12 protein-coding genes and 1 pseudogene are annotated in these 16,735 nt (G+C 62.4%); 8 read left to right on the top strand and 5 right to left on the bottom strand.

The window, feature by feature from the left end:
• Nucleotides 1-7: 7 nt before the first annotated feature.
• Together ABI_RS03765 and ABI_RS03760 are read right to left on the bottom strand one after the other, a co-directional pair.
• Complete coding sequence (locus tag ABI_RS03765; protein ID WP_006271509.1) at nucleotides 8-1,237, bottom strand: NAD(P)/FAD-dependent oxidoreductase; 1,230 nt, start codon at nucleotides 1,235-1,237, stop codon at nucleotides 8-10.
• Entirely contained in the window at nucleotides 1,234-1,884 is a 651-nt protein-coding gene (locus ABI_RS03760; RefSeq protein WP_006271508.1) for a class I SAM-dependent methyltransferase, read from the bottom strand. The genes ABI_RS03765 and ABI_RS03760 overlap by 4 nt, the downstream gene beginning before the upstream one ends.
• Nucleotides 1,885-1,917: 33 nt before the next feature.
• On the opposite strand from ABI_RS03760, the gene ABI_RS03755 reads away from it, so the two are divergent.
• Both ABI_RS03755 and msrB read left to right on the top strand, forming a co-directional pair.
• Nucleotides 1,918-2,934 (top strand): PseG/SpsG family protein, encoded by a 1,017-nt coding sequence (locus tag ABI_RS03755; RefSeq protein ID WP_006271507.1) that lies wholly within the window; start codon nucleotides 1,918-1,920, stop codon nucleotides 2,932-2,934.
• A gap of 75 nt (nucleotides 2,935-3,009) precedes the next feature.
• On the top strand, nucleotides 3,010-3,495 hold the full coding sequence (gene msrB, locus ABI_RS03750; protein ID WP_006271506.1) for a peptide-methionine (R)-S-oxide reductase MsrB: 486 nt from the start codon (nucleotides 3,010-3,012) through the stop codon (nucleotides 3,493-3,495).
• On the opposite strand, the gene ABI_RS03745 is transcribed toward msrB, so the two are convergent.
• Nucleotides 3,482-3,883, bottom strand: a complete 402-nt coding sequence (locus ABI_RS03745; RefSeq protein WP_006271505.1) for a hypothetical protein — start codon at nucleotides 3,881-3,883, stop codon at nucleotides 3,482-3,484. The two genes, msrB and ABI_RS03745, sit on opposite strands and share 14 nt — an antisense overlap.
• 382 nt (nucleotides 3,884-4,265) lie before the next feature.
• On the opposite strand from ABI_RS03745, the gene ABI_RS03740 reads away from it, so the two are divergent.
• Entirely contained in the window at nucleotides 4,266-4,616 is a 351-nt protein-coding gene (locus tag ABI_RS03740) for a hypothetical protein (RefSeq protein ID WP_006271504.1), read from the top strand.
• A gap of 83 nt (nucleotides 4,617-4,699) precedes the next feature.
• On the opposite strand, the gene ABI_RS03735 is transcribed toward ABI_RS03740, so the two are convergent.
• On the bottom strand, nucleotides 4,700-6,133 hold the full coding sequence (locus ABI_RS03735; protein ID WP_006271503.1) for an aldehyde dehydrogenase family protein: 1,434 nt from the start codon (nucleotides 6,131-6,133) through the stop codon (nucleotides 4,700-4,702).
• Between the two features lie 348 nt (nucleotides 6,134-6,481).
• Here ABI_RS03735 and ABI_RS03730 point away from each other — a divergent pair, with 348 nt between their 5' ends.
• The 5 genes and pseudogenes from ABI_RS03730 to ABI_RS24855 all read left to right on the top strand — a co-directional run bounded on the left by ABI_RS03730 (nucleotide 6,482) and on the right by ABI_RS24855 (nucleotide 16,186).
• Nucleotides 6,482-7,642, top strand: coding sequence for a DegT/DnrJ/EryC1/StrS family aminotransferase (locus ABI_RS03730; protein ID WP_006271501.1), 1,161 nt, complete (start codon nucleotides 6,482-6,484; stop codon nucleotides 7,640-7,642).
• Between the two features lie 384 nt (nucleotides 7,643-8,026).
• Entirely contained in the window at nucleotides 8,027-9,370 is a 1,344-nt protein-coding gene (locus ABI_RS03725) for an ammonium transporter (protein WP_006271500.1), read from the top strand.
• A gap of 371 nt (nucleotides 9,371-9,741) precedes the next feature.
• Nucleotides 9,742-11,223: an NAD(P)-dependent oxidoreductase gene (locus tag ABI_RS03720; RefSeq protein ID WP_040308547.1), complete on the top strand. Its 1,482-nt coding sequence runs from the start codon at nucleotides 9,742-9,744 to the stop codon at nucleotides 11,221-11,223.
• A 2-nt stretch (nucleotides 11,224-11,225) separates the two neighbouring features.
• A pseudogene (gltB, locus tag ABI_RS03715) lies at nucleotides 11,226-15,751 on the top strand (glutamate synthase large subunit).
• A 216-nt stretch (nucleotides 15,752-15,967) separates the two neighbouring features.
• Nucleotides 15,968-16,186 carry a hypothetical protein gene (locus ABI_RS24855; protein ID WP_006271497.1) on the top strand — a complete coding sequence of 73 codons (219 nt, stop codon included), beginning with the start codon at nucleotides 15,968-15,970 and terminating at the stop codon, nucleotides 16,184-16,186.
• 1 nt (nucleotide 16,187) lies between these two features.
• Here the strand turns inward: ABI_RS24855 and ABI_RS03705 are convergent, their stop codons facing one another.
• Nucleotides 16,188-16,667, bottom strand: a complete 480-nt coding sequence (locus ABI_RS03705) for a hypothetical protein (RefSeq protein WP_006271496.1) — start codon at nucleotides 16,665-16,667, stop codon at nucleotides 16,188-16,190.
• Nucleotides 16,668-16,735: the final 68 nt, after the last annotated feature.

Here is a 16,735-nt window from a genome sequence, read left to right as displayed (position 1 = left end):
GCCCGCATCAGGCGGCGATCCGGTCGAGCGCCGTCTGTAGCGCCGCGTATTTGGCGGCCTTGGCGTACTGTTCCCAGCCGCCGGCGACGAAGGCCGCGCCATAGCGGTCGGCCATGTGGTCCCGCAAAACGCCCAGTGCCGCCACCGTCTCCACTGTATGGAACAGCCAGCGCGGCTGGCGTTCTTCCAGCACGACGTCGCCGGTCAGCAGATCGGCGATGGGGGTATCAGCCACAAGGCGTTTGGCCTCCAGACGCACGTCGCTCTCGTTGGCCGGGCGGACACATTCCAGGGTGACGATCGAGGCAGTCGCCGTCGGATAGGCGTAGAGGCGGAAGATGGCCCCATCGCAGGTGAAGTTCTGGATATAGAAGGGCGCGTTCAGGCCATAGGCGCAGGTCAGGCTGACGACGTGGAAATCGGCGCGCTGCAATTGTGGCGCCTTCATGCCGGCGTGCGGAAACAGCGGCATCGGATTGGCCGACCAGTAGACCCGCTCGCCACGAGTCATGAGGTCATGGGCGATCTTGGGGGTGATCAGGCTGCGGTCGCAGACGGCAATGTTCAGATTGCTCAGTACACGGCGCATATCATCAAACAGGCGCGGAAAACCACCAACGGGCAGGTGCGCCGTCGCATTGGCGGTATAGCCCCACGCGTCGCGCGGCAGGCCGTACAGTTCGTCATACAGCGCGTCGTGACACTTGAGCTGTTTCATCGTGTCGATGTCGGCATCGGCGACAATCACGCGGTTCATCGCCATGGGAATGGCGACGTCCTTGTCGAGCGTGGCCGGGTCGGCATTGATGTGCCAGCGCGCCATGGCGGTCAGGCGTTGCGCGATGTGTGCCGGATAGCGATTAAAACGGTCCTGAAGCGATATCATCTCACCGGGCGTGAGCGCGATATCGCCATCGGACGCCGTAACCAAGGGACTGCCAAAGCCGGATTGGAAATGGTCCTTATCCTTGACCACACTGACCGATCCAAAGCGGTTTTCGAAGGGTTCGAAATTGAGACCGTAGCGACGCAGGAGTTGCAGTTGGGCATCCCGGTCGTCGGCGAAATAGATGGTGCCCGTCCGGATCTCGTGGCCCTCGGCCATGCGGCTCTGGGCAACGCCACCGATCGCATCCGTGCGTTCATAGAGTCGAATATCACGCCAGCCCTGGTCATGCGCCATCAGGGCAGCCGTCAGTCCGCTCAAGCCCCCGCCGACGATATGCAGGATGCTCATGACGCCATCTCCCCCCAGATGACCAGGTCGCTGTTGTTCGCGATCAGTTGCCCGGCCTGATGGTTGTCGAAGCGAATATGAAAGATCGATGGGTTGACGACGCCAAACGCGCCGGTGATCAGATCGACCAGGGCATCACGACTGTAGAAGCGGTGAAACAGGCCCGCCTCGCCGGTCTCGACCGTGTCCAGGATAAAGCTGTCGGGACCGGCGGGTTCACCCTTGCTATAACGATAGTCGTCGATCAGCCGTGTACGGACGAACAGACTGGCGCCGGGCGCAGCGTGGGCACAGACGGCCTTGGCCAAGGCGGCGACACCCTCATCACGCAGGTAGCACAGCACATTGGGTAGCAGCACGACATCCACCGGTTGGGTGATGCCTGCAGGCAGGCCGTCGTCGGCCGAGGCCTCGATCAGGGTGGCGTCAGGGCCCAGATTATGCCGGGCCTGAGCCAGGGCCTCAGGCAGGATATCGACGCCGGTGACCTGCCAGCCATAGTCGGCATAGAGCATCAGATTGTTGCCGGCGGCGCAGCCGACCTCCAGCACATGGCCCTTACGGTTATGCAGTCCGGTCTTGTAGAAATGCCGGATGACATAGTCGTCGGGGAACTTCAGGCCCTGGATATCTTGTAAGGCACGCATGATCATAGCCGGTCTTTGGTGGACAGGATGTCGATGTTAGGTGACAAGGTTCAACCTAATGTTAACGTGGTTAACCTTTTCTGGACGGCCATGACACGTCTGCTCATCCGCACCGAAGCTGGCCCTGAGATTGGCATGGGCCATTTCATGCGCTGCTTTGCGCTGGCCGAGGAAGCGCGGACGCGCGGCATCCCCGTGGTTTTCCTAATCAATGAAATCAGCGACGCTGTGCGCACGCGGTGCGCGGCGATCGGGGCAACGGCAGACGTGGTGAACGGGTTTGACGCACTACCCGTAAATCCTGGCGATCGGGTGGTGATCGACAGCTACAAGGCGACGGCTGCCTTTATTTCCGGCATCGCGGCGCCGGTCACAGTCATCGATGATCTCGAAAGCCTTGACCGCTACGACTGTGCCGTCATCGTCAATCCGGCTTTGGCGGCAAGGCCGGAAACCTACGCCGGCAGGACGGCAGCGCAACTGTTGCTAGGGCCGCAGTACGCCCTGATCCGGCGGGAGTTCCGGACGTTTACGACACCGAATGTGGAACCCTTTATTGCCGTGACCCTGGGCGGCAGCGACCCGGCGGGTTTGACCGGGCCGGTGGCGCGGCAAATCCACGACGCCATCCCGAATATGGCCCTTCGCGTCATCGCCGGCCCGGCCAACCGGCAGATCGAAAACTTGCGAGCCCTGGATTTACGGCAGATGGAGCTATTCGTCTCGCCGCCATCGGTCGCCGAGGTGCTGGCCGGTGCGCGGCTGGTGGTCGTGGGTGCCGGCGCCAGTCTCAATGAGGTCGCCGCCATGGGAATGCCGGGTCTGGCGATAGTCGCCTATGACAATCAACAGGCGGAACTGGAGGTCTGCCCGTTCCCCGTGGTCGATCTTCGCGATGGGTTGCCGAACGATCTTGGAGAACGGGTACGCGATCTCGTCGCCGACTCTCAACGTCTTGAGAGCAACGCCCGTCATGCACATGCAATGATAGACGGTCTGGGGGCCAAGAGGGTCGTTGACGCGCTCTTCAATCACAGCGGGGAGAGGTAATATAAAGTCCGTCTCCCCGGTAACAAATCCACGCCAAGCACGTATATAGACACGACAGCTTGAAAGAACCTCGCCATGACCAAGTCCGCCCTCGGTTTCGACCTGACCCCGCCCTCCCCTGCCCAGATTCAGGACCTCGCTGCCCGGCTCGATCCGGAAGCCCGCCGCATCCTGCTCAACCACGGCACCGAAGCGCCCTTCTGCGGCCGCTTCGATGAGTACGAGGACGAGGGCACCTATGTCTGTAACCTGTGCGATCTGCCGCTGTTTTCCTCGCGCGCCAAGTTTCATTCCGGCTCGGGCTGGCCCAGCTTCTACCAGTCGGTCGACAAGGACCACATCCGCTACCTGCGCGACGTTTCCCACGGCATGGTGCGGACAGAAATCCGCTGCGGCCGCTGCGACTCGCACCTGGGCCACGTCTTCGAAGACGGGCCGCGCCCGACCGGCCAGCGCTATTGCCTGAATTCGGTCGCCATGGAGTTCGTGCCTGAGGGCGAGCCCCTAACCGACCGTCTGCACCGCGGCGCACCGGAAGGCGAACCGATCAAGGCAGGCTGACAGCCTTTATAACGGCGGCGAACTTGCCGCCGTCCTGCCGTTTTAGCGCCAGCAGATCTTCGATCAAACGGTCCTGGCGATTCTTTTGCGCCTCGGCCTTGGCCTCGTCGATGCGCGCCTTGAGCTCGGCCAGGTCCTGAACGCATTTGACGCCGGACAGGTCCGGATGGGTTTTTTCGGCTTCGCGCACCAGGAGATCGACGACATCCATCAGCCGGCCGATCTGGCGGCCATAGGAGTCCTGAGCGACGATTCGTTTTTCGGTATCGGGCGCCGAGGAATTGGCTTCGTTGACGGTGAGAAACGACCAGCCCGGCAAAATCGGCTGGTTCAGGCTGCTGGGTACGGCGGTCGACGGCCAGTCGAGCCAGGGGAACAAGGCGGACATTCACTCTATCTCCCTATTGTGACGAGAGCGACAGTCTATACCGCATCGCAACACAGCGCATGCGGGAATGTCCAAATCACGCCAGATGTGAATCCAAATCAAAAACGTCGAAATTCAACACGCCTTGAAAATTCTAATTCTGCGGGAATTGTGACAGCCTTCATCGTATAGAATTCGTTAATCTATGGGTTTGTGCACCGCATATAATCTTTGTACGGATCATTAACTCGGATCCACACGCGCTTAAAAAAAGTCCGAACCCTGACAAAAAAGAGTTGAAAGTTCGCCGAAATGGCGCATCTTCAAGTGGCAGTCCCGCGGGTACGGTTGCGCCTCGACCAGGCTGACACCCAAAAGCAAGAAAAAATTTGGAGTACTCCCCATGATCAAATCCGTGATTTTTGCCGCTGTAGCCGGCGCCTGTACCTTCGTCGCGGGCGCGGCCTTCGCCGATTGCGACGCCAAGCAGGAAAACGAGGTCGCCAAGGCCATCGCTGAAGCGGCCCGCGACTATGTTCCGCAAAGCGGCGGCGAACGCTATGTCGACCTGCCACGGTGCGAGGGCGGCGGTTCCCGGTTTGACGCCCGTTTCCGCTATGGTGTTGAGCACGACGGACAGAATAGCTGGGTCGAGGGTCGCGCCGTCGGCCGCTACGATCGCGTCGACCGCCTGATCATCAGCCGCGCCAGCGACGACGTCCAAGCCCAGGATCATGCCCGCGCCGATAACTGATCCCCCTCGTTATCACCTGGACATGAAAAAAGCGGCCCCGGAGTGATCCGGGGCCGCTTTTACATTTTTGCGATGGCTTCAGCCTACAGCGGGAGCTGATAGGCCGTCTTTACAATCGTGTAGAACTCGACGGCATAGGCGCCCTGTTCGCGGGGGCCGAACGACGACGCCTTACGGCCACCGAACGGCACGTGATAGTCGACGCCGGCGGTCGGCAGGTTGACCATGACCATGCCCGACTGGATCTTGCGCTTGAAGGTCTCGGCGGACTTCAGCGACTTGGTGCAGATGCCGGCCGACAGACCCATTTCGGTGTCGTTGGCAACGGCGATCGCTTCGTCCAGGTCCTTGACGCGGATGACCGAAGCCACCGGCCCGAAGACCTCTTCCTTGTTGATCGCCATATCGGCCGTGGTCTTGTCGATCAGGGTCGGGGCGTAATAGTAGCCAGGCGTGCCAAAGGTCAGGTCTTCGCCACCGGCGACGACGACGCCGCCTTCGGCCTTGGCCTTGGCGACCGCGTCACGGGCGATGTCGAGTTGCTCCTGGCTGGCGATCGGCCCCATCTGGACGCCGTCGGCGCGGCTGTCGCCAACCTTGATCGCGGCCGTGGCCTTGCCCAGGGCTTCGACGAAGCGGTCGGCGATGCCTTCGGTGACGATGATGCGCGAGGACGCCGTGCAGCGGTGACCCGACGAGAAGAAGGACGAGTTAAGCACCGAGTTGACGGCGTTGTCGAGGTCGGCGTCATCCAGGACGACGACCGGGTTCTTGCCGCCCATTTCGCACTGGACGCGCTTGCCCTTGGCAACGGCCTGATCGCGGACGCGGGTGCCGGTCGGGACCGAGCCGGTGAAGGAGATGGCGTCGCAACCGTCGATCATCAGCGGGCCGGCGACCGAGCCGCGAGCGAAGACCATGTTCAGCACGCCCTTGGGCAGGCCGGCACGGTTCAGGATGTCGCTCAGTTCCCAGGCGCAGCCCGGGGTCAGTTCAGCCGGCTTGAAGACGACGGTGTTGCCGAACGCGATGGCCGGGGCGATCTTCCAGGCCGGAATGGCGATCGGGAAGTTCCACGGGCAGATCAGGCCGATGACACCGACCGGTTCGCGGGTGATTTCAACCTTCACGCCAGGACGGACCGAGTCGAGCACTTGACCGTGGGCGCGCAGGGCCTCACCGGCGAAATACTTCAGGATATGGCCGGCGCGGGTGACTTCGCCGACACCTTCCGGCAGGGTCTTTCCTTCTTCGCGCGACAGCAGTGCACCCAGCTCGGCCTTGCGGGCCAGGATTTCGGTGCCGGCATTGTCGAGCACGTCGAAGCGCTGCTGCGGCGTCGAATATTGCCAGGTCTGGAAAGCGTCCTTGGCGGCGGCAATGGCGGCCTTGACCTCGGCTTCACCGGCGGTCGAATAGGTGCCGATAATGTCGTTGGTGTCGGAGGGGTTGATGTCGTTGAAGGTCTTGTCCGTGAAGACCCACTCACCGTTAATCAGGTTACCTTTTGCCGACATGACGTTCTCCTTGGGTTGGCATTTTGGGGTTGGCATTTGTTGCGGGCTCTATAAGCCACTGTGGTAGCGTTAACAAGACGCTAGAGCGAGATGCGTTTTGGCAGAGTCAAAACGCCGCTCTAGATCTTTGTTTTGACGCGCAATTTATCCGAAAAGTGCTGCACACTTTATCGGATTGCGCTCTAATTTCTGCCGCCTATATAGTCAGACAAATGCTCTTTGTCACCCCGTCAGGCATGCAAGGTTTCGTTTTTATTGAAACTTTGGGAAATGCCTTTTGAGGTGCATGGATTTTTCAGCCTGCTAAAGCGCAGGGACAGTTCATTTGTATCCCAAAGGCGCCCTCCCATGGCCATCCCGTTCATCGACCTCGGCGTTCAGCGCGAGCGCATCGGCGCCAAAATCGAAGCGAACGTGCTGAAGGTCATCAAGCACGGCGCCTATATTATGGGACCGGAGGTCAAGACCTTCGAAGCCAACATGGCCGCCTTTGCTGGCGCCAAGCATTGCCTGTCGTGCGCCAACGGCACCGATGCCATCGAACTGATCCTGCTGGGTCTGGGCATCGGCGACGGCGATGCCGTGTTCGTACCGGCCTTTACCTTTGTCGCCACGGCCGAGGTCGTGCCGATGACCGGGGCCGAGCCCGTCTTCGTCGACATCCAGGGCGACACCTACAATATCGATCCGGTCAAGCTGGACGCCGCCATCGCCAGCGTTGCCGCCGAAGGGCGCTTAAAGCCCGCCGCCATTATCGCGGTCGACCTGTTCGGCCAGGCGGCCGACTATCCGGCCCTGGCCGAGGTGGCCCGCAAGCACGGCCTGCCGCTGATCTGCGACTCGGCGCAAGGGTTTGGCTGTACGATAGACGATCGTCAGCCGCTGGAATGGTGCGTGGCGACGGCGACCAGCTTCTATCCCGCCAAGCCTCTGGGCTGCTACGGCGATGGCGGCGCGGTCGTGACCAATGACGACGCCCTTATGGAGAAGATGATCTCCTTCCGGGTTCACGGCGGCGCCACCCCGACTGATGTCGCCACCATGAATTTCGAGCACGAAGCCAAGTATCTCAACGTCCGTGTCGGCATGAATTCGCGCCTCGACACCATCCAGGCGGCGGTGCTGATCGAGAAGCTGGAGATTTTCGGCGAGGAGATCGAACTGCGCCAGAAGGTAGCGGCGCGTTATAACGAATTGCTGGCCGGCAAGGTGAAGAGCGTGCCCTTCGTGAAGGACGGCTATGTCTCGACCTGGGCGCAGTACACGATCGAGCACGACAATCGCGACGGCTTGCAGGCGCACCTGCGGACCCTGGGCGTGCCGTCGGCGGTCTATTATCCGATCCCCCTGCACCAGCAGCCGGGCTATTCGATGTACACGGCCGGTGGCTGGGACCTGAGCGTTTCGGAAGCCAAGTCGAAGACGGTGATTTCACTGCCATTCAGCCCCTATCTCGACGAAGCGACGCAGGATCAGATCGTTGCCGCCGTGACCTCGTTCAACGGATAAGACTTATCCTCCACCGCTTTGCCTGCCGGCGAGGCCGGGGGAGGTGCTGAGCAAGTGAAGGCGAAGCCGTAGCGCGTCGAAGCGGAGGGGGGAGCCGCGAACTCAAACCTTGTCACGCCCCCTCCGTTTCGACGCGTTTCGCCTAAAGTAGGCTCACTCGCTCGACACCTCCCCCGCAAGCGGTGGAGGATAACGTAGAAATTTCCTAAGGCGCGGGAAAATTTCCGAAAAATAGTGACCGGGCGCGAAAAGTTTGACTTTTCAAGATGCCACACTGCTGTTATGGACACACATGCGTCACATTTCGCGCCTGCACACTGGATCGGTTATCCGGCGTCGCGGTGCCATGTGGCTTTTTAGGTTAACAGGCTGGGATCGGAATACATGACGGCAGCAACGGTCAGTAGCGCAGCGGAAGCAGCACCAGCAGCCATTCCGGCAGCCCCGGAAGCGGCGAGCTCCGTCTCGGCGTCGGCGGAAGCCTTTGTCGGCCTGGCCCATCAGGTCAAGCTGGAACTGAGCTCAGGCGACACCGCCTTCATGATCCTGTCCACCGTCCTGGTCCTGTTCATGACCCTGCCCGGTCTGGCCCTGTTCTACGGCGGCATGGTCCGCAAGAAGAACCTGCTGTCGACCCTGGCCCAATCGGTCGCCGTCTCGGCCATCGTCACCGTCCTTTGGATCGCCATCGGTTACTCGCTCGCCTTCGGCAAGGGTCCCAACGATAGCTGGAACGCCGTCCTGGGTGGCTTTGATGCCGCCATGCTGAAGGGCGTCACGCTCAACACCGCCCACAGCCTGACCAAGGCGCTGCCGGAATATCTCTGGATCGCCTATCAGATGACGTTCGCCATCATCACCCCGGCCCTGATCGCCGGGTCGATCGCCGAGCGCATGAAGTTCTCCGCCTTTATCCTATTCACCGCTCTGTGGTCGCTGCTGGTCTATGTGCCGATCTGCCATTGGGTGTGGGGCGGCGGCTTCCTCGGTGGCATGGGCGTGCTCGACTTCGCCGGCGGTGCCGTGGTTCACGTCAACTCCGGTGTCGCCGGCCTGGTCGCCGCCTTGGTCCTGGGCAAGCGCAAGGGTTTCGGCCGCGACAACATGGCGCCGCATAATCTGGGCTACACCATGATCGGCGCCTCGATGCTGCTGGTTGGCTGGATCGGCTTTAACGCCGGTTCGTGGTGGGCTGCCGACGGCGTTGCCGCGGTCGCCATGTTGAACACCATCGTCGCCGCCATGACGGGCGTCATCGGATGGACCGTGCCGGAATGGATCGAGCGCAAGCAGCCGACCCTGCTGGGTCTGGTGTCGGGTCTCGTCGTCGGCCTGGTCGCCATCACCCCGGCCGCCGGCTTCGTTAATCCGACTGGCGCTATGGCCATCGGCCTGATCGCCGGCCCGATCTGCTACATCGCCTCGACCTATGTGAAGAACATGTTCAAGTACGACGACTCGCTGGACGCCTTCGGCGTGCACGGTGTCGGCGGCTTCGTCGGCGCCATCCTGACCGCCGTGTTCGCGGATCCGTCGATCAATGCCCTGGGCAAGGACGCGACCATCCTCAAACAGTTCATCGGCCTGGTGGTTGTCATCGCCTGGAGCGCGGTCTTCACATTCCTCATCCTGATGGTCTGCAAATACACAACAGGCCTGCGCGTAACAGATGAGGAAGAGATCGAAGGTCTCGACATGTCACAGCACGGGGAGACCCTGCACGGATAGTCCGAAACGACATCAGTGCCGAGTTCAAAAGGTCCCCCTCGCGCTACCCAGCGACGAGGGGGTTCGCATGTTAAGATACCCCGCGGGCGGGGGCGGATTTTGGTCGCAAAGCCCGGATAGCATGGCCCATAGCGGTGAAAACTTGCGGCCGAACAACGAAATGGCAGGATTTTTGCTCAATCGGGCAAATAACCCTGCTAAAGACATGGTATCTCACGATACCACCACGGCATTTTTGTCATAGACCGGATAATTCGGCGCGGCAGGGTGGCGACAGTTACAATTTTTCCTTTCACCGCCGGGGCTTTTCGGCTTAAAGCCGCCGGCGGCTGTCACAGCCGACTAATACGGCATAGTTAAGGGTTTATGCGATGGATACGAACCGCTTTGTGGTCGAGGTCAAAAAGGGTCCGGCGAAGACCGATGCGACAGTACGCGTCGCCAACTTCAATGAGATCTATTCGGACTTCAAACCCACACATGCTTCGCATCAGGCCTCGCGTTGCGCCCAGTGCGGCGTGCCCTTCTGCCAGCACGGCTGCCCGCTGTCGAACAACATCCCCGACTGGCTGCGCCTGACCGCCGAGGGCCGCCCGCAGGAAGCCTATGAGCTGTCGGCGGCGACATCGACCCTGCCGGAAATCTGCGGCCGCATCTGCCCGCAGGACCGCCTGTGTGAAGGTTCGTGCGTCCTGGAACAGTCGGGCTGGGAAAACGTCACCATCGGCAGCGTTGAACGCTACATCAACGACATGGCCTTCGAAGAGGGCTGGATTCAACCGATCGAGCCGGAAATCGAGCGGTCGCAGAGCATCGCCATCATCGGCGCCGGGCCGGCCGGTATCGCTGCGGCCGACCGTCTGCGCACGCTCGGCTACAAGGTCACCATCTATGACCGCTACGACCGCGCCGGCGGCCTGCTGGTCTACGGGATTCCGTCGTTCAAACTGGAAAAGCACGTCGTCGCCCGCCGCACGGACCGCCTGGCCCAGTCGGGTGTTGAATTCGTGATGAACTGCAACATCGGCGAGGACATCACCTTTGAAGAACTGCGCGAAAAGCACGACGCCATCCTGGTCGCCACCGGCGTCTACAAGGCGCGCCGCCTCAGCGTTCCCACCGCCAATCCGACCGGCGTCATCGCCGCGCTCGACTATCTGATCACCGCCAACAAGATCAGCTTCGGCGACGACATCGCCGATTTCAACAGCGGCAAGCTCAACGCCGATGGCAAGAATGTCGTCGTGGTCGGCGGCGGCGACACCGCCATGGACTGCGTACGTACCGCCATCCGCCAGGGCGCCAAGTCCGTCACCTGCGTCTACCGCCGCGACCGCGCCAACATGCCGGGCTCAGACCGTGAAGTGTCGAACGCCGAAGAAGAAGGCGTGCGTTTCGAATGGCTGTCGGCGCCCAAGGCCATTCTGGACAACCACGGCACGGTCGCTGGCCTGCGCATCCAGCGCATGCGCCTGACCACCCCGGACGCCCAAGGCCGTCAGGGCATCGAGGATATCCATGGCGCCGAGGCTGACCTGCCGGCCGACCTGATCATCGAGGCCCTGGGCTTTGAGCCGGAAAACCTGCCGGTCATGTTCAATGAGCCCGGCCTGGAGGTTACCCGCTGGGGCACCTTGAAAACCATGGCCGGTGAGTTCCAGACCACGGTATCGGGTGTCTTCGCTGCCGGGGATATTGTCCGTGGCGCTTCGCTGGTCGTGTGGGCCGTGCGCGAAGGCCAGGACGCCGCCGCCGATATCCACCACTACCTCTCGACCGAACTGCTGGCACAGCCGGCCAATGATGATGTCACTTCGCTCCCAGAGAGCCTTCATGCGGGAGCTGCGGAATAGTTATGCAAAATTCTTCTGACCAACAAGTGTTTGATTCCTACAAGCACTACCAGGACCAGCGTCAGCGTCTCATAGACGGCCACGCCTACGATCCGGCCACCGAAATCTCCGCCTGCGGCGTCGGCGTGGTCTGCGCCATCGACGGCCAGCCCCGACGCGACGTCGTCGACCTGGCGGTCAAGGCGCTGAAGGCCCTGTTCCACCGCGGCGCTGTCGACGCCGACGGCAAGTCCGGCGACGGCGCCGGAATCATGATCAATGTGCCGCAGGACTTCTTCCGCGAGCAGGTCCGCAATATCGGCCACACCCCGCGCTCGGGCCCGGTTCTGGTCGGCCAGGTTTTCCTGCCGCGTTCGGACATCGGCGCTCAGGAATCGGCCCGGACCATCGTCGAATCCGAAATCCTGCGTTCGGGCTTCTACCTCTATGGCTGGCGTCAGCCGCCGGTGGACGTCTCGCAACTGGGCAGCCGCGCCATGTCGACGCGCCCGGAAATCGAGCAGATCATGATGGCGGCCCCCGACGGCCTGGAAGGCGAAGCGCTGGAACGCGCCATGTTCCTGTGCCGCCGCCGCATCGAAAAGCGCGTCGATGAAGCCAATCTCGACTGCTACCTCTGCTCCTTCTCGGCCAAGACCCTGATCTACAAGGGCATGTTCCGCGCCGAACTGGTCGACGACTTCTATCTCGACCTGAAGGACCCGCGCTTCATCTCCAGCGTGGCCATCTTCCACCAGCGCTTCTCGACCAACACCTTCCCGGAATGGCGCCTGGCGCAACCCTTCCGAATGCTGGCCCACAACGGCGAGATCAACACCCTGCGCGGCAACGTCAACTGGATGAAGTCGCACGAGATCCGCATGGCGGCGACCACCTTTGGCGACCAGGCCTCTGACGTGAAGCCGGTCATCCAGCCGCGTGGATCCGACTCGGCCGCGCTCGACAACGTCTTCGAACTGCTGGTCCGCGCCGGCCGTTCGGCGCCGATGACCAAGGCCCTACTGATCCCCGAAGCCGTCGCCAACGACACCACCGTATCGGATTCGCACAAGGCGCTCTATGCCTATTGCAACTCCGTCATGGAACCGTGGGACGGCCCGGCCGCCATCTGCGCCACCGACGGCCGCTGGGTCATCGCCGGCAAGGACCGCAACGGCCTGCGTCCGCTGCGCGTCACCGAAACCCGTGATGGCCTGCTGATCGTCGGCTCCGAAGCCGGCATGACCGGCGTGGCCGAAGACCGCATCCTGCGCCGCATCCACATCGCACCCGGCCGGATGATTGGTGTCGACCTGCAGGAAGGCAAGTTCTTCTCCGAGAACGACATCATCGAGGCCCTGGCCAGCAAGCACGACTACCGTGGCTGGCTGGACAACATGATCGAGCTGGAGCCACTGATCGCACCGGGTCCGGAGCCGCGGTCCTATGACGGCGAAGAGCTACGCCGCCGCCAGATCGCCGCCGGCTTTACCCTGGAAGACCTCGACACGGTGCTGGACGCCATGGTCAAGGATGGCAAGGAAGCCATCGGCTCCATGGGCGACGACACGCCCCTGGCCGTCCTGTCGGAACAGTGGCGCCCCCTGGCCCACTTCTTCCGCCAGAACTTCGCCCAGGTGACCAACCCGCCGATTGACCCACTACGCGAAGCCCAGGGCATGTCCCTGAAGACGCGTTTCAAGAACCTCGGCAACATTCTGGCCGAGGATGAGGCCCAGACCGATGTCTTCGTGCTGGAAAGCCCCTTCCTGACCACGCTCATGTACGAGCGCATGATCACCTTCGACACGGCAGGCAAGGTCGCCAAGCTGGACGCCACCTTCGCCACCGACGAGGTCGGCGCCGGCAAGGGTCTGAAGGGCGCACTGGAACGTCTGCGCGACGAGGCCGTCAAGGCCGTGGCGGACGACAAGGCCAGCATGATCGTGCTGACCGACGAAGCCCTGGGCGAAGGCCGCATCGGCGTGCCGGCGATCCTCGCCGCCGCTGCCGTCCATTCGCGCCTGGTCCAGAAGGGCCTGCGCTCCTTCGTGTCGCTGGTCGTCCGTTCGTCCGAAACCATGGACCCGCATGCCTTTGCGGTTCTGGTCGGCGTGGGTGCCACGGCGATCAACCCTTACCTGTCGCTGGAACTGCTGCAGGAACGTCTGGCCGCCGGCCGCTATGCCGGCCTGGACGAGCACAAGGCCTTCCTAAACTACAAAAAGTCGATCGAAGCCGGTCTGATGAAGATCCTGGCCAAGAAGGGCATCTCGATCATCTCGTCCTATCGCGGCGGCTATGAATTCGAAGCCCTGGGCCTGTCGCGCGCCCTGGTCGCAGAATACTTCCCGGGCGTGACCTCGCGCATCTCGGGCATCGGCCTCAGCGGCATCGAGCAGAAGCTGTCCGAGCTGCACGCCAAGGCCTTCGGCGCCAAGCGTCCGATCGTCGATATCGGCGGCTTCTACAAGATGCGCGCCGCCGGCGAGACCCACTACTACCAGCCCAAGCTGATCCACCTGCTGCAGGAAGCCACGACCAAGAAGGACTATGAGACCTTCAAGCGCTATTCCGAGCTGGTCCACAAGATGTCGAAGACGCACCCGACGGCGCCGCGCGACCTGCTCAACTGGCAGACCAAGAACGCCGCCGTTTCGATCGAAGAGGTCGAAAGCGTCAACGAAATCCGCAAGCGCTTCGTTACACCGGGCATGTCCCTGGGCGCGCTTTCGCCTGAGGCCCACGAGACGCTGAACATCGCCATGAACCGCATCGGCGCCCGTTCGGTGTCGGGTGAAGGCGGCGAAGATCCGGAACGCTACAACCGCCGCCCCAACGGCGACAACCCGAACTCGGCCATCAAGCAGATCGCTTCGGGCCGCTTCGGTGTGACGGCGGAATACCTCAACCAGTGCCGCGAAATCGAGATCAAGGTCGCCCAGGGCGCCAAGCCCGGCGAAGGCGGCCAACTTCCGGGCTTCAAGGTCACCGAATTCATCGCCCGCATGCGTCACTCGACGCCAGGTGTCGGCCTGATCTCGCCACCGCCGCACCACGACATCTATTCGATCGAAGACCTGGCCCAGTTGATCTATGACCTGAAGCAGATCAACCCGATCGCCCGCGTCACCGTGAAACTGGTGTCGCAGTCGGGCATCGGCGCAGTTGCGGCCGGCGTCGCCAAAGCCAAGGCCGACGCCATCCTGGTCGCCGGCAATGTCGGCGGCACCGGCGCCTCGCCGCTCAGCTCGGTCAAGTTCGCCGGCCTGCCGTTCGAACTGGGCCTGTCGGAAGCCCACCAGGTCCTGACCCTGAACAACCTGCGCGGCCAGATCCGGCTGCGCGCCGATGGCGGTATGCGGACCGGCCGCGACATCGTGATCGCAGCTATGCTGGGCGCCGAAGAGTTCGGTATCGGCACGGCGTCTCTGGTGGCCATGGGCTGTCTGATGGTGCGTCAGTGCCAGTCAAACACCTGCCCGGTCGGGGTTTGCGTCCAGGACGAGCGCCTGCGCGCCAAGTTCACCGGCACGCCGGACAAGGTGGTCAACCTGTTCACCTTCATCGCCGAGGAAGTGCGCGAAATCCTGGCTCTGCTGGGCCTGCGCAGTCTTCAGGAAGCCGTTGGCCGCACCGACATGCTGCATCAGGTGTCGCGCGGTGGCGCCCACCTCGACGACCTCGACCTCAACCCGCTGCTGGTCAAGGTCGAGATGGACCCGACCGCGCCGATCACGCCGGCCGACGAACGCAATGCGGTCGCCGATACGCTGGATGCCCAGATCGTCCGCGATGCCGGCCCGTTGCTGGAACGCGGCGAGAAGATGGAACTGACCCACGAGGTACGCAACACCATGCGTGCGGTCGGCACCCGGACCTCGTCGGAGCTGGTGCGCAAGTTCGGGAATACGCTGGACGAAGGTCACCTGACCCTGGACCTGCGCGGTTCGGCCGGTCAGTCGCTGGGCGCCTTTGCCGTCAAGGGCCTGACGATCAACCTGATCGGTGAAGCCAACGACTATGTCGGCAAGGGCCTGTCGGGCGCCACCATCGTGGTCCGCCCCAAGGTGTGGCACGACAACCAGGCCCTGGCCGGCAACACCATCCTATACGGTGCGACCTCGGGCCAGCTGTACATCGCCGGTGCCGCCGGTGAGCGCTTCTGCGTCCGTAACTCCGGCGCCACCGCCGTGGTCGAAGGCGTCGGCGCGCACGGCTGCGAATATATGACGGGGGCCAGGTGGTGATCCTGGGCAAGGTCGGCATGAACTTCGGCGCCGGCATGACCGGTGGCGTCGCCTATGTCTACGACCCGGACAAGACGCTGACAGCCTACGTGAACCACGAAGGCATCACGCTGCGCGCCGTGCCGGACAAGAACGCGGCCAATCTGAAGGCGCTGATCGCCAAGCATGTCGCTAAGACCCTGTCGCCGCGCGGCCAGGCTATCCTGGACGACTGGGAGCACAGCCTGGCGGCCTTTGTCGAGGTCATGCCGAACGAGATCCTGGCCATCCAGGAACGACTGGAAAAGGCGTCGGCTTAAAGCCTCATGCCAAAAAGTGCCAGGAACGTTCTTCGCACTTTTTGGATAAACATGAGGCGTCTGCAAGACAAAAAGGCGGTTCCGCAAGGCGCCGCCTTTTTTCTTGATGACATCCTGATTCAAACCGCCGGATTACGCGCGGAAGCCTTATTGGGGGGCATGGTAGTCCTGTCGCGGAAGGCCGTGCAACGCGGCCCGATACACAGGAGCTCCCTCATGTTTGGTCAAAAAACCTCTGCCGCCACCCCCGCGCCGACCCAGTCCGGTGCCCCGCGCGAGAGCTTCCTCAACAAGCTCCCCGGCGGTCACCTGATCAGTAAACTCCCCGCGCCGATACGCGATTTCGTCGAACGCCGGCCCGGCACGGCCATTGGTATCGCTGCCCTCGCTGCCTTGGGCCTGATGGTCGCCAAGCGCCGTCCACGCCACGTTTAAGCTATTTCTGGCAATCGATAACCGTCCGGCTGCGGCTTTCGTCATAAAGCCGCAGCGTCGGACGGCCACCCAGGTCAACCTCGTACTTCGCCGCCCGCCCGTCCAGCGCCCCGCCGGAGAACAGGACCAGACCCGTCGCATCGCGTGAGATCGCGCCCTTTGAGCCTTGGTCATGGGTGTAGCTGCCGTCGCCATTAACGGTGAACCCCGGTGCGTTTTGCAGGCGATCGACAAAGACAGCGCACAGGTAAGGCCCGGCCGAAATCGTGCCGGGATTTGTCGTCACCGGCTTTGGCGCTTGCTGGCTTTCCGGCGGCGGCGTGGCATCGGTTTCGGCAATCGCCTTGTCGGCCTCAGCTTCCCATTGTGACGAGGTTTTCCCGTCGATCTTGACCTCGTCAGGCGACGTCACAGGCGGGGCCTTGCATGCCGCCAGCAGGGCGCATAGCCCCATGACAGCGACAGAGAGATGGGCGCGCATAGGCAGGTATCCTTCGCTGTTTTTTCAGCTTCGCGCCACTTCTCGTCATCTGGCAAGCGCTCATTGCT

It is taken from the genome of Asticcacaulis biprosthecium C19 (genome assembly GCF_000204015.1).
Taxonomy (GTDB): Bacteria; Pseudomonadota; Alphaproteobacteria; order Caulobacterales; family Caulobacteraceae; genus Asticcacaulis; species Asticcacaulis biprosthecius.
This window is presented reverse-complemented; position numbering and strand designations above follow the sequence as displayed.